The sequence below is a fragment of the Methylobacter svalbardensis genome (assembly GCF_037671525.1).
In the GTDB taxonomy this organism is placed as follows: Bacteria; Pseudomonadota; Gammaproteobacteria; order Methylococcales; family Methylomonadaceae; genus Methylobacter_A; species Methylobacter_A svalbardensis.
On the sequence record NZ_JAWPOH010000004.1, the window covers coordinates 86,373 to 107,018 of the forward strand.

At 49.8% G+C, this 20,646-nt stretch carries 16 protein-coding genes and 1 pseudogene; 4 read left to right on the forward strand and 13 right to left on the reverse strand.

Translation table 11 applies throughout. From position 1 onward, the window contains the following. From RW114_RS02910 to RW114_RS02930, 5 genes and pseudogenes are all read right to left on the reverse strand, one after another. Positions 1-368: PAS domain-containing protein (locus RW114_RS02910; RefSeq protein WP_340121211.1), on the reverse strand; the 368-nt coding region annotated here is incomplete at its 3' end. An 81-nt stretch (positions 369-449) separates the two neighbouring features. Next, positions 450-1,919, reverse strand: coding sequence for a DUF7125 family protein (locus tag RW114_RS02915; RefSeq protein WP_340121212.1), 1,470 nt, complete (start codon positions 1,917-1,919; stop codon positions 450-452). Further along, on the reverse strand, positions 1,912-2,334 hold the full coding sequence (locus RW114_RS02920) for a hypothetical protein (protein ID WP_340121213.1): 423 nt from the start codon (positions 2,332-2,334) through the stop codon (positions 1,912-1,914). Before RW114_RS02920 ends, RW114_RS02915 begins: the two co-directional genes overlap by 8 nt. Positions 2,335-2,450: 116 nt before the next feature. Next, positions 2,451-2,579: pseudogene (locus RW114_RS02925) on the reverse strand (hypothetical protein); the annotation flags it as partial. 413 nt (positions 2,580-2,992) lie between these two features. After that, positions 2,993-6,760: an HAD-IC family P-type ATPase gene (locus RW114_RS02930; RefSeq protein ID WP_340121214.1), complete on the reverse strand. Its 3,768-nt coding sequence runs from the start codon at positions 6,758-6,760 to the stop codon at positions 2,993-2,995. 282 nt (positions 6,761-7,042) lie between these two features. On the opposite strand from RW114_RS02930, the gene RW114_RS02935 reads away from it, so the two are divergent. Next, complete coding sequence (locus RW114_RS02935) at positions 7,043-8,242, forward strand: GGDEF domain-containing protein (RefSeq protein ID WP_340121215.1); 1,200 nt, start codon at positions 7,043-7,045, stop codon at positions 8,240-8,242. Between the two features lie 301 nt (positions 8,243-8,543). Here RW114_RS02935 and gluQRS read toward each other — a convergent pair whose 3' ends face one another. Together gluQRS and dksA are read right to left on the reverse strand one after the other, a co-directional pair. Then, complete coding sequence (gluQRS, locus tag RW114_RS02940) at positions 8,544-9,437, reverse strand: tRNA glutamyl-Q(34) synthetase GluQRS (protein ID WP_340121261.1); 894 nt, start codon at positions 9,435-9,437, stop codon at positions 8,544-8,546. Positions 9,438-9,439: 2 nt separating this feature from the next. Then, complete coding sequence (dksA, locus tag RW114_RS02945; protein ID WP_340121216.1) at positions 9,440-9,874, reverse strand: RNA polymerase-binding protein DksA; 435 nt, start codon at positions 9,872-9,874, stop codon at positions 9,440-9,442. A gap of 112 nt (positions 9,875-9,986) precedes the next feature. On the opposite strand from dksA, the gene RW114_RS02950 reads away from it, so the two are divergent. Next, positions 9,987-11,153, forward strand: a complete 1,167-nt coding sequence (locus RW114_RS02950) for a pyridoxal phosphate-dependent aminotransferase (RefSeq protein WP_340121217.1) — start codon at positions 9,987-9,989, stop codon at positions 11,151-11,153. A gap of 2 nt (positions 11,154-11,155) precedes the next feature. Further along, entirely contained in the window at positions 11,156-11,479 is a 324-nt protein-coding gene (locus RW114_RS02955; protein ID WP_340121218.1) for a rhodanese-like domain-containing protein, read from the forward strand. A gap of 48 nt (positions 11,480-11,527) precedes the next feature. On the opposite strand, the gene RW114_RS02960 is transcribed toward RW114_RS02955, so the two are convergent. The 4 genes from RW114_RS02960 to RW114_RS02975 all read right to left on the reverse strand — a co-directional run bounded on the left by RW114_RS02960 (position 11,528) and on the right by RW114_RS02975 (position 15,092). Next, a complete protein-coding gene (locus tag RW114_RS02960; protein WP_340121219.1) occupies positions 11,528-11,662 on the reverse strand; it encodes a hypothetical protein in 135 nt (44 codons plus the stop codon). Between the two features lie 104 nt (positions 11,663-11,766). Beyond that, entirely contained in the window at positions 11,767-12,906 is a 1,140-nt protein-coding gene (gene lpxB / locus RW114_RS02965) for a lipid-A-disaccharide synthase (protein WP_340121220.1), read from the reverse strand. A gap of 67 nt (positions 12,907-12,973) precedes the next feature. Beyond that, a complete protein-coding gene (locus tag RW114_RS02970) occupies positions 12,974-14,071 on the reverse strand; it encodes a DegT/DnrJ/EryC1/StrS family aminotransferase (RefSeq protein WP_340121221.1) in 1,098 nt (365 codons plus the stop codon). Between the two features lie 85 nt (positions 14,072-14,156). After that, the gene (locus tag RW114_RS02975) at positions 14,157-15,092 is read right to left on the reverse strand and encodes a Gfo/Idh/MocA family oxidoreductase (protein ID WP_340121222.1); all 936 of its coding nucleotides are present in this window, start codon (positions 15,090-15,092) and stop codon (positions 14,157-14,159) included. 236 nt (positions 15,093-15,328) lie between these two features. On the opposite strand from RW114_RS02975, the gene RW114_RS02980 reads away from it, so the two are divergent. After that, on the forward strand, positions 15,329-17,323 hold the full coding sequence (locus RW114_RS02980; protein ID WP_340121223.1) for an HDOD domain-containing protein: 1,995 nt from the start codon (positions 15,329-15,331) through the stop codon (positions 17,321-17,323). Positions 17,324-17,457: 134 nt separating this feature from the next. Here the strand turns inward: RW114_RS02980 and RW114_RS02985 are convergent, their stop codons facing one another. Further along, positions 17,458-17,922 carry a hypothetical protein gene (locus tag RW114_RS02985; RefSeq protein ID WP_340121224.1) on the reverse strand — a complete coding sequence of 155 codons (465 nt, stop codon included), beginning with the start codon at positions 17,920-17,922 and terminating at the stop codon, positions 17,458-17,460. Between the two features lie 89 nt (positions 17,923-18,011). After that, positions 18,012-20,429 (reverse strand): phosphoenolpyruvate synthase, encoded by a 2,418-nt coding sequence (ppsA, locus tag RW114_RS02990; RefSeq protein ID WP_340121225.1) that lies wholly within the window; start codon positions 20,427-20,429, stop codon positions 18,012-18,014. Between the last annotated feature and the right edge of the window lie 217 nt (positions 20,430-20,646).

Genomic DNA, 20,646 nt, shown 5'->3' on the forward strand with positions numbered 1-20,646 from the left:
GTCAGCTCGTAGATGTCCTCGATCCCGCGTGAGGCCTTGAACACCAAGGCCTCGAAGCCTGGCTCAATCGGGGTTCCGAGCTCGACGCTCAACGCCTTGGCGCGCGCGATCACTTCCTGCGGATCGGAAATGTCGGCCGGGGTGATCTTGTTCATCACGTCGGCGGCCGTGTAGCCCAGCATGCGTTCCGCGCCGACGTTGAAGATCTGGATGACGCCCTTGGCGTCAGTGGCGATACTCGAAAAGTTGGCGCTGTTGAAAATTGCGCTCTGCAGGGCGCCTGCTTTGAGCAGCGCCTCTTGACGGCGGAGCTCGGTGATGCCAACGAGAACGTCGGGAGTGAGTGAATCGAGTGGTTTTTCAGACATGGACTTACCTGCTTGCTGCAACATAATTATGTGATCGTCGAGCGCTGTCTTTTCTGTTCATTACCGCCCTTCATCACCCGGTCATTCTGGCCACGAGCTGGCCGTGGGTCGGCCCGACATGATTCCGGTATACGCAGATAAGGTCTCGCCAATGCTGATGCCTTTGTTTGTAATGTCAAACAACCGAATGTCCTTACTGTGCTCACTGCCACGGACTTTAACGACCGAGAAGATGCGTTTAAATTGGCCCGCGATTTCGACATAACGCAGCACGATAATCGCGTCAGCGAGAAAAGCACTCCCAAATGGACTAAAGCGCAAATCGGTGTAGCGGTCTTCCAGTTCCGAGGTCATTAATATGGTCACGCCTAAATCCGTCAGTTCGGCAATCATCCTGTACAGCGACCCACGAAAATCTTCACTGAACTCGGGTGCCAGTGCCAGTTCAAATCCAGACAAGGAGTCAATGACGACGCGCTTTGCCTGCATTCTAGTAATCATTTCTATCAAGTCATGCAAGGTTTCATCAATCGACAAATCCAGGGAGCGCGTGTTGATCACCCCGACTTGTCCAGCCGTGACCAGCGTAGACAGCTGATTGTTCATCATCTGGCTGGGGCTTTTCTCAAACGCCGCAATCACACCGGGTTCGCCCCTACGCACCCCTTCGGCGAGGAATTTCGTCGCCAATATGGTTTTTCCGGAACCGGATGGCCCGACCAGGAGTAGCGAATATCCAGCCGGCAAGCCGCCACCCAACATTTCATCCAGACCGGGTACTCCCATCGGCACACGTTGCTTCCCAGTGGATGCCTTGTTTGCTGACCCTACCGCTGCGCCCTGTTGGACAATCGCACGCGGGAAAACCTGGACTCCTTCGTCGCTGATACGGAACGTATGCAAACCGGGTACCTGGGCCTGACCACGCATTTTGACCACTTGTATCTTGCGCACCGTTGAATTGCGCTGCAAATTTTGCGAAAGCCACAGGATGCCATCCGCCACGGTAAAGACGGGGCTGGACTCTGTTTCTGGCGTCAAATATTCACCGATTAAAAATGTGGTTGCCTGCCAGCTCGTCATTTGCATGCCGAGTTGTTGAACGAAATGCTGCAACTCGGACGCCCCCTGCTTCATATGCTTCGCTGACTGCACGACTGATCGAAACGAATCAACAAATACAAGACTGGGAGCATAGTCTTTCACTTCTTCGGCTATGCGTGACAATACGCAGTCAAAATCACCCTCCATGAGGTCTTCAGACATGTTGACGTAGCGGATCGATTCATTGATCTTATTGATATCAAAAAACGGAAATTGCTGTTGATAACGGAGCATCTTCAAAGCGGGCTCTCCGAGCACCGTGAAGAACAGTGCCCGGTTATTCGGGTTGGCCTGCGAGAACATGATCTGGTGAGCGAGCGTTGTTTTGCCGCCTCCCGGTGTGCCCGCGATCAGGTTAAACGAAAACTCCGGAATGCCTCCGCCCAACAGGCTGTCCAGCCCCGGTACGCCAGTTGGCAAACGACGTATGTTTAACTTGTTACTCATTTTTGAACTCCTTGCAGGGCCTGTCCGAAGCGTCATAGCTCCAAGCCGAGCGTAAAATACTGGTTGTTAACTGCTCGCCAATCAACGAGGCCAGGATGTCGGTGAAAGTGATCAGTAGCAGACTATTTGCTTCACTGGCTTGCCCGGGCGTTTGTCCTTCAAAGCTCATTTTTAATCCCGCGAACCGGTGATCAGTCTGAGATGACAGTGAGCCGGCGGTGAGCCAAGGAAATGTTGACTGGGTAAGGAATACACTTCTCGCGTAAAGTGAATTAAAACCACCTTCACCGATGATCGAAACGATTTTGGTTGTCATCTGCTCCCATAAGTCAATGGCGGCATCCTCAACTTTTTCAGTGTGCTGTGCCATCAGATTTTTAATTATCTGGTGCCGCAGCAAGTCAATCGTTACCATAGAAAAACATCCATTAATAGGTCGATATAACGACGTTGGTAAAAATACAGCCGCTGCTTCAATTCGACATCAGTATAGGTTATTTACTTAAGGTAGATTAGATATTTCCATACCGCTTAGATTACTGCTTCACGCAGGGTAACAAATTCTTCGGCAGCAGTAGGATGTATGCCGATAGTTGAGTCAAATACCGCCTTGGTCGCACCGGCTCGAATAGCAACAGCCATGCCCTGCCCTGCCCTGCCCTGCCCTGGATAATTTCAGGGGCGTCAGGCCCTATTAAAAAACAACCGGTTCTGAGATCCATTTAAAATAATTAAACTCTTTTCCGCAGAGGTTCACAGTGCGCTAGCGTACCAGAGTGTGTCAAAACGCAAGTCATAGTCAAAATCGCAAATATAGAACCTAAGAATATGAAATATAAGGTAAATTAATGTGATAAATGGTAAAATAAAGCACTAATTAAACGTTAAGGACTTCAAATGAAGCGTTTTATACAAGGCGAGCATCGGACACAAAGCACCTTATTTCCAGAAACCTTGGATGACTACGTTACCGAATGCAATCCAGTCCGGTTAGTCGAGGGGCGGATTCAACTCCGAAGTGCAATCCTAGTATTCAGACGTTCTTCGTTACTAACCGCAGCAAGCAATACGACTCACCCAGTAATAACCCGTCTCAACAATTTGCGCAATTCCTCAACAACAAGTACCGAGGCGGCAATGCCAACCGCCATCAGCCAATCCAGTTTTGTTAACGCTGTGGTATGGAAGATTAACTGTGCAAACGGCCAATGTATCACCAGTATTTGCAGAAGCACCACCCCGAATATAGCCAGCCAGAGCCATCGGTTGGCGCAAAAATGCCGGTTGAAGGTCGTGCCTTTTTCCGCTCGGGCATTAAATACATTAAACACCTGGAACAACACAAAGGTGGTAAACGCCAGGGTCGTCGCATGAGCTGCGCCTGTTCCCGACAGGCTTTCGCCGGTTTGCAGGTCGTAATACAAAATGCCCAGAGTGCCGATAGCCATGATCAGCCCATAGCTGAAAAGGTTGCCGAAACGCCGCAATGACAGTATCCGCGATTCAGGGTTGCGTGGCGCTTCGCCCATGCTGCCGGTGCGAACCGGATCGACGCCCAGCGACATCGCCGGCGGACCGTCCATGATGATGTTGATCCACAGCAATTGCACGGCGGTAAACGGCAATGGCAACCCTAATAGCGGCGCTCCGGCTACGGTCAGGATGGCGCCGATATTGGTGGATAGCTGAAAGCGCACGAATTTGACCATGTTGTCGTATATGCCCCTGCCCTCTTTGACCGCCTTGACGATGGTGGCAAAATTGTCATCGGTCAATATCATCGATGCGGCTTCCCTGGCGACATCGGTACCGGTAATGCCCATGGCGATGCCAATATCGGCGCTCTTTAAGGCGGGCGCATCGTTGACGCCGTCGCCGGTCATCGCCACCACATGACCATCGATTTTCAAGGCTTTGACGATCCGCACTTTCTGTTCCGGTGCGATGCGGGCAAAGACGGTAATGGCGTTGATACGGGCGGCCAGAACTTTATCATCCAGTCCGGCCAATTCTTCGCCTTCGATCACTTCACCTGTCAAGCCCAGTTCCTGGGCAATCGCAAAGGCTGTTACTTTCTGGTCGCCGGTAATCATTTTCACGGCAATGCCGGCCTGCTGGCAAAGCTTGATGGCCTCGCGGGCTTCGGGTCTGGGCGGATCCATGAGACCGACCAGAGCGACAAAGTTAAGTTCCTTGATGTATTGGAACAAGTCGTTATCTACCCTGAAGTCGCCTGCGGGCAGGGTGCGCACCGCTACGCCCAACACTCGCAGACCAGTGCCAGCCATGGCTTGGTTTTTAGCCAGCAGTTGCTCCTGTTTAAGCGGCAACGAGTTGCCATTGTTATCAATGATCGACTGACTCAGCTTGAGCAAGACCTCCGGCGCGCCCTTGATAAACACCTTGATCTGGTCGCCCTGTTGATGAAAAGTCGCCATGAATTTATGTTCGGCATCGAAAGGGATTTCGGCGATGCGCGGCAGTTGCAGGATGGCCTGCTCCTGGTCGATACCGCCTTTGGCGGCAAGCACTAATAATGCGCCTTCCATAGGATCGCCGACCACCTGTTTGTCCTGAAAATGACTATTGTTGCACAGCGCTAAAGGCAGCAATAAATCCGCTAAATCATCCGCGGCAATACCTTCTTTTAATGGCAAAATATCGCCGGCAGTTGCATAACCTTCGCCATTGACCTTATAGCCTTGGCCTTTATAAAAAACCGACCGCGCAGTCATTTTATTAACGGTCAAGGTGCCGGTCTTGTCGGTGCAAATCACCGTGGTACAACCCAAGGTTTCCACGGCGGACAGACGTTTGACGATGGCGCGTTGGCGGGCCATGCGATGCATCCCCAAAGCCAGGGTTACGGTGACCACTGCCGGCAAACCCTCGGGGATGGCCGCCACCGCCAGGGCAATCGCGGTGAATGCGGTTTGAATCAACGGCTCGCCGCGCCACAAGGCGGACATAAACAATAGCCCGATGATTGCAACGGCTATCAAGGCCAGACGTTTGCCCAGGCTGTCGAGCTGTATTTGCAAGGGGGTATCGCCGTCTTTTTCCTCGGCCAACAGTCCCGCCAGTTTGCCGATCTCGGTGCTCATACCGGTAGCGGTCACCAGCATTTCGGCACGACCACGGGTAACGGCATTATTCATATACAGCATGTTGCTGCGCTCGACAATCGGTAGCGTTATCGGCCCGACTGCCTGTTGCTGCTTGCCAACGGGTACCGACTCGCCGGTCAACGCGGACTCATCGACTTCCAATGTCTGACAGGAAATAATGCGGCCATCGGCGGGAATCTTGTCGCCGGGTTCCAGAATGACTATATCGCCCGGCACCAGCTGATCGGCAGGCAGCTGGATATTGCCACCATCGCGGCGCACATCCGCCTGCAACGCGAGCATATTCTTAAGCGCCGCCAGCGATTTTTCAGCCTGGAATTCCTGGTAAAATCCCAGCAGCGCATTGATGGTCACAACGACTAAAATCACAACGCCGTCTATTATATTACCGATAGTGGCGGCCAAAATAGCCGCGACAATCAGCACCAGGATAAGAAAGCTTTTGAACTGCGATAACAACAGGTGCCAGGCGGGACGCGACGGTTTTTCGTCCAGCCGGTTAGGGCCGTAACGATTCAAGCGGTCTGCGGCGGCTGTCTGGCTCAAGCCGATGGCCGAATCAGACTGCTGGGCGGCAAGTGCCGCCCCGACCGGCAGGGTATGCCAGCCCGGCTGAACGTCCAAGTCTGGGGCCGATGCCGATCCTGAGGTATCTTGTTCATGCTGTTGCAGCTTCAACCAGGATTGCCAAACGGATAACAGAACAGCCAGAATCACCGGCCCTAAAAACAGACCGACCATGCCGAAAGTCGTGAGTCCGCCAAGAACGCCGAACAGCACCACCAGAAAAGGCACCCGGCTGGCGCCGCTGATAACCAGCGGCCGAATAACATTATCCACGGTACTCACAACCAGAAAGCCCCAGAGCAACAAGCCCACACCCTGCCAGGACTGTCCCGTCAATATCAGCATGACACCGATCGGCATCCACACCAGTGTGGCGCCCATCGGAACCAGCGCCAACAACGCAGTCACCGTGCCCAACAGGACAGGCGCCTGGACACCGGCAACAGCGTAACCCAATCCGGCCAGCATGCCCTGCCCCAATGCGGCAAGCACTAGGCCGTAAACGACGGCTCGGGTAGTTTGTCCTGCGGCTTGCAGATAAACATGCTGATATTTCCCCAGAAACCGTACCAGACCTTGATGCAACTGCCTAACGCCCTCGTCACCGTCACGGAAACAAAAGAACACTGTCACCAGGATAACGCCCAATCTGATAATGTAATGACCGATACCGCCAACAAACTTGGCAAATTCGCCCGACCGTTGCTGAGCCCAGTCGGCAAATTGCGCAACTACTCCAGCCCGGTCGTCAATCAACCGATCTAACCATTGTTGCGCGGTGTTACCCAACCACGGAATGCGCTTGATAAAATCGGGTAAACGGTAAGTGTCCTGGTTAAAACCGCTGAACAGGGTTTGATAGGCGGTTTTCAGCTCATCTTGCAACATCGCGGCCAGCCAGTAGACGATCAGGAAGATTACTGCCGCAATCATCGTGGTCATCAGCGCCGCACTGAGTGTGGTATTGCCGTTGAGCCGATGTCTTAAGCACCGGTAAGCCGGCCATGCCACGTAGGCGATAATCAACGCCCAGGTCAGGGTAAGCAAAAACTCATACATCACCATAAAACTCAGCAATAAAAGCCCGGCCAGTAAAATGCCGGGAATGAGCTGTCGTATCGGTGTATTTTTCATAAAATCATTCATAGCCGCAACTCGTCCAAGTAAAATAATAGGTCAACCCGATATTCAACCCACATTGTATGCTATAGCCGTTTAATTATCAGCAATGCGCGGAACAGGCTTTATCCTGAAAAAATGTCATTATTCAACGCTGTTATTATGAATGTCTGCTATATAATGAAAATCCAGTGCCGCATCGTTACCGACAGCGTCCACAGGGAATACGCAACACCGTGTAACAGCAGTTGTAAATCAGGAATAAAATGCACCCTCACTATAAAATTCTGCCCACTATCCGGTAGCGCAATGACTCTCGACATCCGCACGATGATGGTGATGGTATCCGCACTGAGCTTGCTGTTTTCCGGCCTACTTACACTGGCGGGATTACATGCCGGTAACACCCGAGGAGTTCAGCACTGGGCAGCTGGCAGTTTATGCATCGGACTAGGCCTAGGCTTTTCCTATACTCATCTGGGACTCGACAGCGCTTGGATTTTGTCATTTGGCGCTACCTTAATGGCAGCTGGGATAGGTCTGCAATTCAACGGAATTCAGGCATTCAAGACAGGACGCTGTACCCGATATATTCCATGGTTGCTGGCCGGAATGGCGTTTATTCAAAGCCTCTGGTTCGTGGTCCTCCATCCCGATATCCATGCCCGCGTTATCGCTAATTCGTTGGTGTTCTCCATCGGCAACGCAGCCTGCGCCCGTGCCTTGTTCATCCGTATAGCACAACCGTTACGTACTGCGTATTGGTTTACCGGTGCATCGTTCACTGTCGTTGCCACGATGTTTCTGGCCAGAGCGGTCATCGTTTTTCTCGCACCGCCCGATACCTATAGCCTTTATGCGCAAACGCCCATCAATCCGGCAACATTCTTTATTGGCAGCATGGCGCAAATGTGCCTGGCCTTCGGACTCGTACTGATGCTGAATTACCGCCTTGCCGCGGATCTGCAAAAACTGGCATCGACTGATATGTTGACCGGGGCGCTGAACCGTCGAAGTCTGGAACAGGAAGCCGTCCGTCTGTCAGCACGCTGCAGCCGTACCGGCGATACGCTGGCAGTCATGATGATCGATGTCGATCATTTCAAGTCCATCAACGACCGCTACGGTCACCCGGTGGGAGATAAGGTATTGCGGCGTCTGGCTGCGGTGGCGCAAAAAACCATTCGCAGCGACGACTATTTCGCCCGCTATGGCGGCGAGGAATTTTGTATTCTACTGCCGTCTACTCTCGAAAAGGATGCCTGGAAATTGGCGGATCGCCTGCGTCAAACCTATGCGGCAATGGTGATGGAATTCGGCGGCGAAGCTCTGAGCAGCACCATCAGCATCGGCGTATCCGATTCGATACATGCCGGCGTGGAATTCGCCTCACTGATAGCCGCCGCCGATCAGGCAATGTACCGCGCCAAGCAGGAAGGCCGCAATCGAGTTGTCATGCATTCGGCTCAAGTCGAATTATCCGTAGATGTCGAGGTCGAGTTAGCATAACGTAAGTCGATAAACTTAATGGGGAGTTGATTTATTTGTTTTCACCATGAAGAGCATGAAGAATTTACTGTATTAACTTCCTGCGTTTTCTATAGAGATGATTTTATAAAACAAAACTTTTTAGTCCTTGCTTTAATAGCTTTACAGTAAAGATAATTAGACATCCTTATTCGACAAATCACCCAATTCTCTTTCCTTCATTATCTTCATGTCCTTCATGGTCATAAAAATAAGTAATCAAAGGAATAAAGACATTGTTACGTATCAGCACCCCTTAATAGCTATTGTTCCGCCAGAAAATTCAACTAACGGCATGGGTATTCTTTAACAAAAGCGGATGCCAATGCTCAATCGCCCAGTTAAGCAACTCAGCAACCGAGACTCGTTGTAGCTCAATCGGCGGATTCTGCCTTAATAAGACCAGCAACTTAAAGATGACCCGATGCGGCGCTGTTAAATCAATGGCTGTCGCCTGCGTCTGTTTGCTGAGTTTACAGCCTTGTTCGTCAACAATAACCGGAACGTGCATATAGCCGGGCATAGCAAACCCCAGCAGCTGTTGCAGATAAATCTGTTTAGGCGTTGCATCCAGTAAATCAAAGCCGCGAACGATGTGGTTGACGTGTTGCAAGTTATCATCAATGACCACGGCAAATTGATAAGCAATAACCCGGTCTTTGCGTTGCACGATAAAATCGCCATCTTGCCCGGCGATATTATGGGAAATCAGGCCTTGCAGCTCATCCCGAAAGGCAATAACGCGGTTATCGGTTTTAATGCGCAATGCATAAGGGCAATCAGGCGGGGTTTGCCGGTTTCGGCAAATGCCGGGGTAAATATCGGGCAGCGCTTGTCCTCTAGCGTTGGCCGTCAGTTTTTTTCTGCTGCAGGTGCAAGGATAGATAAGCCGGTTTCTTTGTAAGTCGCTGATAATATCGTTATAAGCGTCGATATGTCGGCTTTGGTAATACACCCCACCGTCCCAATGCAGGCCAAAAATATCCAGCGTTTTTAAAATAGTATCGGCGGCGCCTTTTATGTTTCTGAGGGTGTCAAGGTCATCAATGCGCAGCAGCCACCGACCCTGTTGTGAGCGGGCCTGAAGAAAACCGGCCAGAGCCGTGTACAGGGAACCTAGATGTAAAGGGCCGGTGGGCGAGGGTGCAAACCGGCCGATGGTGGGGTGTTTGTCCAGGCTTAACCCATTTGTTTTTCACGAATTTCATCGAGTGTTTTGCAGTCGATGCACAGGCTGGCAGTGGGTCTGGCTTCCAAACGACGTACGCCAATTTCAATGCCGCAAGACTCACAAAAACCATAATCCCCTGATTCAATTTCTTTAAGGGATTCATCAATTTTCTTGATCAGTCGACGCTCACGATCACGGGTTCTTAATTCCAGACTGAACTCCGATTCCTGAGACGCTCGGTCATTAGGATCAGGAAAATTAGAGGCATCATCCTGCATATGGTGCACAGTGCGATCCACTTCGTGCATTAATTCGCCTTTCCAGTTTCTAAGAATAGTTTCAAAATGCTTCAGTTGAGCACTATTCATATACTCTTCGCCTTCTTTTGCTTGATAAGGCTTAAAACTGAAAGGTGAGTCGCCAGTTTTAGTACTATCGGTCATCCATTAACTCCTAAGACAAGATTAATTAAAACCGCGCATTTTTAGCAGAATAGCAACCGGATAGCAAGGTTTATTGGTATGATTCTATGCTTTTGTAATAAGCGACAACATTATGGACGTACGACTGGCAAAGCGAACCCAGGAAATTTCACCCTTTTATGTGATGGAGTTACTGCGACGCGCAAAACAGCTGGAAGCTCAGGGCAAAGACATCATTCATATGGAAATCGGTGAACCCGATTTTGCAACGCCTCCGGCCATTATGGAGGCCGGCATTCGACAGCTTAAAACCGGCGAAGTGAAATATACCCCGGCCGCCGGCTTGCCTGAGCTGCGTGAAAAAATAGCCGAGTTTTATCGGCAGCGTTATTCGGTGACTGTGGACAAGAAGCGTATTTTTGTCACACCAGGCGCTTCTGGGGCATTTTTATTAGCGCTGGGGGTTACGCTTAACCCATCGGAAGAACTGCTTATGGCTGATCCCTGTTATCCCTGTAACAGCAACTTTATCCGGCTGTTTGACGGCAAAGCCAGAACCGTTCCGGTCGATGCCACCAGCCGTTACCAACTGACAGCCGCGCAGATCAAACAGCATTGGACTAAAAACACCAAAGGCGTGTTGATTGCATCGCCGTCGAATCCTACCGGAACCCTCATCGCTGCGGACCAATTAAAACAAGCCGTTCACACCGTGAATGCATTGGACGGCTGCTTTTATTCCGACGAGATTTATCATGGCCTGGTTTATGGCGATAAGGCGACAACGGCGCTGGAGTTTAGTGACAATGTGTTTGTGATCAACAGTTTTTCCAAATATTTCGGCATGACCGGCTGGCGGATCGGCTGGTTGATCGTGCCGGAGGCGTTTACCGATGCCACCGAGAAGCTGGCGCAAAATATATTTATCGCTACCGCAACCCATTCGCAATATGCCGCATTAGCCGCATTTGACCCGCACACGCTGGCTGAGCTTGAGCACAGACGCGCCGAATTTGAACGGCGGCGTGATTTTCTTTTTGATGCCTTATTGAATCTGGGCTTTGAAATACCGATTAAACCGGACGGCGCGTTTTATATTTATGCCAACTGTTCAAAGTTTACCAACGACAGCTTTCAATTCGCGCTGGATTTACTGGAAGCTGAAGGGCTTGCAGTAACGCCGGGAAAGGATTTTGGAACAAATGAGGCCAATCACTACCTCCGCTTTGCTTATACGACGTCCATAGATAAAATGACTGTCGCCATGCAACGTTTAGATCGCTTTATTAACAAAGGATAACCATGACCGTCACACAACTATCAGCATCCGCATTAAAAACCAGAATTCAACATGAACCGCATTTATTTTTGCTGGATGTCAGGGAACCCCATGAGTTTGCATTCGCCAGCATAGAAAACAGCGTATTGATTCCGCTGAATCAAATCCCGCAAAGACTGGGTGAGCTGAATCCGCAACAGGAAATCGTAGTGATTTGCCATCATGGCGTGCGTAGTTTGCAAGCCTGCCTCTATCTTGATAATTCAGGATTTAAACAGCTTGTCAATTTAACCGGAGGCATTGATGCCTGGTCTTGTGACTGCGATAGCTCGGTGCCGCGATATTAAAAAACAGCGGCACATCAGGCGGCAAACCCGCCTGATGTGCTTAAAAGCTTATTTAAAACCGTCTTGCTTAAACTTCTCCAGCCGCCTCTTAAAACCTTTCCGGTCAAACAGGTAGTATAAAAACACCAGTAAAAACGGCCACAGCAAAAAAGCCAGCAGTTTAAATACAGTTCCAATTTCCATCGTTACCCCCTCATTTGGCAATTTATAAATCTGGATTGACCTACCGGTAAACATTAACAGAAAAGCTCACCCTGTTGCCTGGTTTTTTCGCCTCCACAATCCGGCTAAGTCGACAGCATCTCCAATGCCAGCAGCGCCATGTTTTTGGAACCGCCGCCCTGCCCCAACTGCTGCTTAACCTGACTCAGGTTTTGGCGCATGTGATCGGCGTAGGCCTGATCGGTCAAAATCCGGGTGATTTCGTCAGACAGGTTTTCGGCCGTCGCATCCTGCTGAATCAGTTCCTTGATGATACTTTTGCCCAGCACGATATTCGGCAAGCCGATGAACGGCGTATTGACCAGCCATTTTCCCAGCCAATAGGTTATCGATGACAGCTTGTAGGCAATGACCATCGGCACGGTCAACAAGGCGATTTCCAAGGTCGCGGTGCCTGACGTGGTCATCACCGCGTCGCAGCATTGAATCACGTCGTAAGGCTGGTTTTTGATGACGGTAACGCTTAACGGCGACTGACGCAGGTAGTCGTCAAGCAATGCGTCGCTGATCGAATCGGCTTGCGGCAAAACAAACTGACACTCGCTCAGATTGGCCTGCACTTTTTCTGCTGCGGCCAACATCACCGGCAACATGCGCTTGATTTCGTTAGCACGACTGCCGGGCAACAAGCCGACTATCGGCTTGCTTTTATCCAGCCCAAAACGGCTTAAATCCTCATCTTTGCTGTACCGGGCGTGGACCTTATCTACCGAAGGATGGCCTACATAGCGTACCGGCACTTTTTCGGCATCGTAATAAGCGCTCTCAAACGGGAAGATCACCGCCATCATATCGATGACTTTGCCGTAGGCTTTTACCCGACCCGGCCGCCATGCCCAGACTTGGGGACTGACATAAAACAATACTTTAATACCCTGCTGTTTGGCGTAACGCGCCAGCTTGAAATTGAATTCCTTGTAGTCTACGCAAACCAGCAAATCGGGGCGCTCGGTAGCTACCAGTTCCTGCATCAACGTTAACGCACGGCGGATTTCGGCATAATGCTTGATGACTTCAACCACGCCGATGACGCCGATATTCGCCGAATCATAACGGATATCGATACCCGCCTGAGCCATTTTTGCGCCGCCCATGCCGAGGCCTTTAATGTCCGGTTGCTGTTTTTGCAGCTCCAGAAACATATTGGCGGCGTGTTGATCGCCGGATGATTCTCCGGCGCTGAATAGGATTTTTAAAGGATTCAAGGCAAAAGACGAAAGGCGAAAGGCGAAGGGTCGTTAACGGCCACCTGCACCTTTAGTATTATGCAAATCATGCTGTCAAAACGTCCCGAATAACCGCCACTATCTCCCTGATTGAATCACCCTCAAGGAACGGACAAATCGGCAATGACAGGCAGTTGGCCGCAACAAATTCGGTTACCGGCAAGCTGACGGCTGCATATTCCTGTTTAAACACATTTTGCCGATGTAAAGGTACCGGATAATACACGGCGCAGGCGATTTGCTTGTCCTGCAAGGCTTTCAGCAGCTCATCGCGACGGTCACATAACACCGTGTACTGGTGATAAACGTGCTCGCCCAGGCCGTCTTCAAACGGCGTGGTCAGCGGCAAATCGATCAGCAATTCCGAATAATAATGTCCGACGCGACGACGATCTTTATTGTATTGGTCGATACGCTTCAACTTGGCCCGTAATACCACAGCCTGCATGTCATCAAGACGACTGTTATAGCCGATCACATCATGGTAATAACGGACATCCGAACCATGATTATGCAACATTTTAAGTTTTGCCGCCGTCTCGTCGGAATTGGTAACCACCAGACCGCCATCGCCGAACGCGCCCAGATTCTTGCTTGGAAAAAAACTATAGCCGGCGGAATCACCGATAGCACCGGTTTGTTTGCCGTTGATGCTCGCGCCAAACGACTGGCAGCAATCTTCAATGAGTTTTAGCTTATGCCGGTCGCATAATTGCTTAATAGTGGTCATGTCGGCCGGTTGACCGAATAAATGCACCGGCATGACGGCTTTGGTTTTTGGTGTGATCGCTTTGGCTATGGCTTCCGGCGAAATATTAAACGTCTTGGGATCTATATCGACGAAAACCGGAATCGCACCGACATATTTAATCGCTTCCGCCGTCGCGATAAAGGTGAACGCGGTGGTAATCACCTCATCGCCGGCACCGATGCCTTCGGCAATCAAGGCCAGATGCAGCGCATCAGTTCCCGAAGCCACCGCAATGGCGTGTTTAACGCCCAAATAATCGGCCGCTTCTTGTTCAAAAGCCTGCACATTGGGGCCTAATATAAACGAACAGTTTTCGATTGTTTCAGCCAGTCCACGCTCAATTTCATCTTTAATTTCAACGTATTGAGCCTTCAGGTTTACCATGGGTATCATGTTTTTACTGCCTATTGTTTAGTTGAATGACGTAGGTCGGGTTAGCGGCTTTATCGCGTAACCCGACAAACCAATGCCGCACCCGTTATTTATCGCCCAATAACCGGGTAATTTGTATCGCCGTTTCCAGTGCTCGCTTTCCCGCCACACCGGAAACCAGCGGATTGCTACCGGTACGAATGCAGTTGACGAAATGCTTGATTTCTTCCAGCAGCGCATCGCCGCTTTCAAAAACGGATTCTTCGGTTTCTATTTCCGGAATGCCGGGAAACATTTCCTTTTTTCCGGTGCGATGTTTGGTCAAGATCCGGTTCTGGAAATCCACAGAGACGTAGGAGCACGGCCTGAACATGCGCATTTTGCGCTCCATCTTCATGCTGATCCGGCTGGCCGTCACATTGGCCACACAACCGTTTTTAAATTTCAACCGGGCATTGGCAATATCGGTGCCTTGCGTTAACACTGCGGTACCGCTGGCATCGATACGTTCCACCTCGGAATCGACCAGGGCTAGAATAATATCGATGTCGTGGATCATTAAATCCAGGACGACGCTGACATCATTGGCGCGAGGATTAAACGGCGCCAACCGGTGCGATTCAATAAACAGCGGTTTTTCTTCTTGGTCCAGACCCAATATCGCCGGGTTAAAGCGTTCCAGATGCCCGACCTGCAAAATCAGCTTCTTTTCCCTGGCAATAGCGATCAACTCATCGGCCTCTGCAACCGTCACGGTAATCGGCTTTTCAACCAACACATGAGCACCGGCATTGAGAAAATCCATGGATACCTTATGATGCAAGGTCGTTGGCACCACAATACTCACTGCATCGACTTCGCCTAACAAGGATTGATAGTCTGTCAGCGCTATGGCGCCGTGTTTTTCAGCGACGTCTTTAGCCGCCGCCTCATTAATATCGACGACGGCAACCAGTTCGCAGTCAGGCAATGACGCATATTTTTCAGCGTGAAACTTGCCCAAATAACCGGTACCGATAACAGCGCATTTTAATTTTTTCATCTGATTGTTTTACATCCTGTTTACTTGCGCCCCAGCGGCAGGAGCGAACTGACTCGCCGCTATTGTAAACTATCACTATGTATTCAGAAAATTTTGTCCCCTGGCAACCGCGTCGACTGTTTTTTGATGTTATGATGAAAACGATACTTAAAGATATTGCCTAACAATTTTCCATAAAATTTACTCAATTTCGTTTATCGCATAAGAACGGAACTCTAGCCACTGGAGAAGATGTCATGACTGACAAAGACACGGATGATACCGAACTCATGAAAAAAGCCGCTAGCGCAATTCTGAAGGATAAAATAAAACACTTTCAGCTGATACCTTCCGTCGCCATCAAGTTATTAAATCTAACCAATGACGACAACGCCAGAATCGACCACCTATCCCGGATTATAGAAACAGAACCGGTGCTCGCCGCAAAAATCCTAAGACAGGTTAATTCTGCCGCATATGCCTTACCCAATAAAATAACCTCCACTAATCGCGCAGTGACTATGCTGGGATTTTCTATTGTGCGTCAACTTGCACTAAACCTGCTGTTTTATAACAAACTGAAACAACAAAACCCATCGCAACTATTCGACTTGTTATTTTTCTGGCAACATTGCCTGTATGTAGCCTCATTAAGCAAAAGAATAGCCATCGCACTTCACTATCCGGATCCTGATCTGGTTTATACCGGAGGACTTTTGCACGATATAGGCAAAGTCGTTCTGGAAACCCACGGACGCGTAACTTACAGTGATTTTATTGCTTCCATCGGCAATAACCAACAATCGACGTTAGAAGAAGAACGTAACTTTTTCGGCATAACCCATGCCGAGATGGGGCATATTTTTTGTCTGGAATGGCAATTACCGGCATCAATCACGGCAATCGTAGCTTTCCACCATAACCAGCCGGCCGAAGCATCGCCGCATGCACAATTTAACACCGCAATCGCCATCGTTTCCTTTGCAGACTACATAGCCTGGATACAAGGTATAGGTTCGTCTGCCCAACGTAACAGCCACCCAACCTTACAGCGCGCCGTGCTCGAAACGATTGACCTTGACCAACTGAATCTTGAAGCCCTGCTACAACAGGTTGATCAGGACATGCAAAGCACTCAAGAGTTCTACGACATCCATCTGCCCAGCTTAACTACATTGCGGGCCACGCTGGTCAAGGCAACCATTAACCTAAGCCAGATAAGCCCGGATAACGCTTTAGTCACAGCCCCTGAATTATCATCCTGTTTAACCGCGCCCCATCACAGCCTTAACCCTGATGACTTTATTCCCCGCACACTGGAGGCCATACAGGACGAATTTTCTTTTGACCGCAGCATCATGTTCACCATCGACCCCAAGCGCCGCTGCCTGATCGCGTCATACGGCTGGCCGGAATCGACATTACCGACCAAACAGCCGGCCTTTGAAATCAATATCAACAGCCTTTCCGGTTTGTTATTAACCTGTCTGCGCGAAAAAAAAGCCGTCATCATCAATACAAAAATAGAGCCGGACAACCCCATGATTCAACATCTAAAGACTACCGAGTTTATTGCCGTCCCCGTAGCACATCACAATAAGCTGCTCGGCGTACTTTATGCCGATAATTCGCTGTCAAAAAAACCGATGAGCGAACAATTACTGCCGGAAATCAAGCCCATTGCCTATGAACTAGGCATCGCCATCTTTAATGCCAAACAATACCATCTGGAGAAAAAAAACGCGCAGATCGATCATTTAACCCAGCTTTTTAATAAACGCATGGTCAACCAATTCCTGACTGCTGTTTTTCAAGAAGATGAGTCTACCCTGGCCAATCTCGCGATAGGCTTTATCGATATAGACAATTTCAAACTGTTTAATGACAGCTGCGGACATCAGGCCGGCGATGATGCCTTAAAAATTGTTGCCGATATTTTGCGTAGCTTAACCCGGCCCGGAGATTTCATCGGCCGCTATGGAGGAGAAGAATTTTTGTTTGTCCTTAAAAATACCGATGAAACCGGCGCTTACGGTTATGCCGAACGCATAAGATCGGCAATTGAGCGCCGCGGCAAGATTATGAGTCAACGATTTTATGGTCATAACCTGACGGTTAGCATCGGCGTATCCCTGTATAGCCGGAGTTATGCCGATTACACCGACATGATCGAAACCGCCGATCAAGCCATGTATCAGGCAAAAAACGCTGGCCGGAACAGAGTTGTCATGCTGCCGGGTGATGGCAAGTAATTTCAACCGTTAGAAAAATAGCACACAGATTGATGCGAATAGAGCGCATGCCGGACGGGTACAGTTGCACAGCCTGCATTTGATGTTTGGATGAAAGCGCAAAAAAAACACCTGATTAAGGGCGTTTTTTAAAATCACCGCTCCAGAGTGATAACGATTCCTGCACCATCCAGCGATTTTTGTTTATCCACTTCCGGCTCTTGCGACATCAACATCTGTCCTTCTAAATCTAAAGACCCTGGCTTTTTTTGCCTTCCAGTTGCAAACAAATTTGCCGATTCCCGTTGACTCATCTTGTTTTGTTCGTTCTTCAACCAAACATCCTCAGAAATTTTAAATGGGATGGTAAGATCCAGCATTTTTTGAAGCTCAGCATCATCGTTGGCACTCAGCACTGAAGGCTTGATGATAGCTTTTTTATGTTTTGACTTAACGGAACTCTGTTTGCCGTTGAGCTGAACTTTTTTTACGTTAACCGATGCAGCCGGTTTTTCTGTTAAAACCGCATTATTAACGCCCGGTTGTTGAAACCCGGTTAGCAAAACGAATGAGGCCGTCACAAAGCCCAATAAAAACAGGCGGTAATTTTTCATGTTCATTTTGTCTTCTCCTGCAATAAAACAACCAACGCTATGCTAATTATTCTAGTCCAACAAACAAATATTGGAATGTTTTGACAGGGTAATTATTACGACTTCCGGTTTAATCGCCGTTCAGTTTCCAATACCAGCTGGGTAGTCTGCAACACGGTATCGGGATTCAGGCTCATCGAGTCTATACCGATTTCCACCAGAAATTCCGCCATCTCGGGATAGTCGGACGGCGCCTGACCGCAAAGTCCGCAATGTTTGCCGTTACGCCGCGCACCGTCAACGGCGAGACGAATCATTTCCTTGACGCCGGGATCGCGTTCGTCGAAATCTTCGGCGATGATCGCAGCGTCCCTGTCTACACCCAAGGTAAGCTGGGTCAAGTCATTGGAGCCGATAGAAAAGCCATCAAAATATTGGGAGAAGGCGTCAATTTGAATAACGTTATTGGGAATCTCGCACATCACGTAAATTTCCAGTCCCTGCTCGCCGCGTTTCAAACCCAGCTGCGCCATGTAGTCGAGGACACGTTCGGCTTCCTGTACACGGCGGCAAAACGGTATCATCAAAATGACATTGGCTAAGCCCATCTCATCGCGCACCCGTTTCATCGCCTTGCATTCCAGCGCAAAACCTTCTGCATACGCGGGATGGATGTAACGCGACGCGCCGCGAAAACCGATCATCGGATTGGCTTCGTCAAACTCAAACCAGCTGCCGCCGAGCAAGGTGGCGTATTCATTGGTTTTAAAATCCGACATGCGCACGACGACGGGTTTCGGATAAAACGCGGCGGCAATGGTGCCCACGCCTTCCGACAGTTTCTGCACGAAGTAATCTTCAGCGCTAGCATAATTGCGTGTCAACTGGTCCAGCTGTCCCCGCTCAGCGGCATCCTGCACTTTCTCCGGGTGGATCAGCGCCATAGGATGCGCCTTGATGTATTCGGTGATGATAAATTCCATCCGCGCCAAACCCACGCCGTCATTGGGCAGGAAGCTGGCTTTAAAGGCCAGTTCGGGATTGCCGATATTGAGCATGATTTTGGTTTTCGGGTGTTGCAGATCCGACAAGTCGGTGGTTTTAATATCGAAATCGAGCATGCCGGAATAGACTTTGCCGACATCACCTTCGGCGCACGATACCGTGACCGGGCTATTGTTTTTAATCATCGTCGTGGCATTGTCGCAACCGACGACGGCCGGAACGCCCAGTTCACGCGAGATAATCGCCGCATGACAGGTGCGTCCGCCACGGTTAGTGACTATCGCCGAAGCCATTTTCATGACCGGCTCCCAATCCGGCGTCGTCATATCGGCAACCAGCACATCACCGGCGTTAAAAGTGTTTAACTGCTCGACTTTATCAATAATCCGCGCATTGCCATTGGCAATCTTGCTGCCCACCGCATGCCCGGTAACTATCGGTTCTGCTTTACTTTTAAGGCTGTATTGCTCCAAAACCATGCCGCGCAATTGGGAAACCACAGTTTCCGGGCGCGCCTGAACGATATAAAGCGTACCGTCAAGACCGTCTTTCGCCCATTCGATATCCATCGGTTTGGCCTGGCCCGCTTTGGCGCTGTAATGTTTCTCTATTTTAATGGCGTAGTCGGCTAGGGTTAAAATATCGGCATCGTTAATGCAAAAGCGGTTCCGTTCTTCTCCAGAGGTCACAATATTGCGGGTAGGTTCACGGGTGCGCCCATCGCTGTAAACCATTTTTATTTTCTTCGCGCCCAAAGTGCGTCTTAACACCGCCCGATGCCCCTGCTCAAAAGTGGGCTTGTGCACATAAAACTCGTCAGGGTCTACTGCGCCTTGCACGACATTTTCACCCAAGCCGTATGCGCCGGTAATAAACACCACATCGCTGAATCCCGACTCGGTATCCAGCGAAAACATCACGCCGCTGGCATCCAGGTCCGAGCGCACCATTTTCATAATGCCTATCGATAAAGCCAGCTTGAAATGATCAAAGCCTTGATCGATGCGGTAATGTATCGCGCGGTCGGTGAACAGACTGGCAAAACAGCGTTTGCAGGAGTCGAGCAAGGCTTGGTCGCCGCGTATATTCAGGTAAGTATCCTGTTGTCCGGCAAAACTGGCAGTCGGCAAGTCTTCGGCGGTGGCGGAACTGCGCACGGCAACGCTTAAATCATCGCCATACTGCTGTTTTAATTGTTTGAAAGCCTCGATAATTTGCTGCTCAAGGTCTTCAGGAAATCGCGCGGCGTAGACTATCTCCCTCGCTTTACGTGCACGTTTGGCAAGATCGGTGACATCGTCGGGATTCAAGTCATCCAATGCCTGGTGCAGCGCATCCCAGCTATGCGTGTGCTCCAGTATATAACGGTAAGCTTCAGCGGTTACGGCAAAACCGTTTGGAATCTGGATGCCTTGTGCCGTTAATTCCCTGTACATTTCACCTAACGAGGCATTCTTGCCGCCTACGAGAGGGACATCGTCAATCGTTAATTCACTAAACCAGCGGATATAGTTTGCTTGCTCTGACATCATAACTCCTTAATAGAATGCTTATTTATTGATGCATCTAGGTTATTAATCAGCTTTTATATATTCAATTCAACAGCCTAGAAAAATAACCCTACTACTCATCTGTGACAATATGTCACATTATCATTCTGCCCTTGCATTGATAGCATATCAATATGCGCTCTTACTTACCTTCTCTTGGTAAGGGGAGCCTAAATCTATTAGGCTCCCCCTTTTT

Excerpts from the sequence above, each read along its gene's own strand:
- dksA (WP_340121216.1), bottom strand. The coding sequence starts at position 9,874 with ATGACCGATAGTACTAAAACTGGCGACTCACCTTTCAGTTTTAAGCCT.
- RW114_RS02955 (WP_340121218.1), top strand. The coding sequence starts at position 11,156 with ATGACCGTCACACAACTATCAGCATCCGCATTAAAAACCAGAATTCAA.
- RW114_RS02950 (WP_340121217.1), top strand. The coding sequence starts at position 9,987 with ATGGACGTACGACTGGCAAAGCGAACCCAGGAAATTTCACCCTTTTAT.
- RW114_RS02935 (WP_340121215.1), top strand. The coding sequence starts at position 7,043 with ATGACTCTCGACATCCGCACGATGATGGTGATGGTATCCGCACTGAGC.
- RW114_RS02930 (WP_340121214.1), bottom strand. The coding sequence starts at position 6,760 with ATGAATGATTTTATGAAAAATACACCGATACGACAGCTCATTCCCGGC.
- RW114_RS02970 (WP_340121221.1), bottom strand. The coding sequence starts at position 14,071 with ATGATACCCATGGTAAACCTGAAGGCTCAATACGTTGAAATTAAAGAT.
- RW114_RS02985 (WP_340121224.1), bottom strand. The coding sequence starts at position 17,922 with ATGAACATGAAAAATTACCGCCTGTTTTTATTGGGCTTTGTGACGGCC.
- RW114_RS02920 (WP_340121213.1), bottom strand. The coding sequence starts at position 2,334 with ATGGTAACGATTGACTTGCTGCGGCACCAGATAATTAAAAATCTGATG.
- RW114_RS02980 (WP_340121223.1), top strand. The coding sequence starts at position 15,329 with ATGACTGACAAAGACACGGATGATACCGAACTCATGAAAAAAGCCGCT.
- ppsA (WP_340121225.1), bottom strand. The coding sequence starts at position 20,429 with ATGTCAGAGCAAGCAAACTATATCCGCTGGTTTAGTGAATTAACGATT.
- RW114_RS02915 (WP_340121212.1), bottom strand. The coding sequence starts at position 1,919 with ATGAGTAACAAGTTAAACATACGTCGTTTGCCAACTGGCGTACCGGGG.
- RW114_RS02960 (WP_340121219.1), bottom strand. The coding sequence starts at position 11,662 with ATGGAAATTGGAACTGTATTTAAACTGCTGGCTTTTTTGCTGTGGCCG.
- RW114_RS02975 (WP_340121222.1), bottom strand. The coding sequence starts at position 15,092 with ATGAAAAAATTAAAATGCGCTGTTATCGGTACCGGTTATTTGGGCAAG.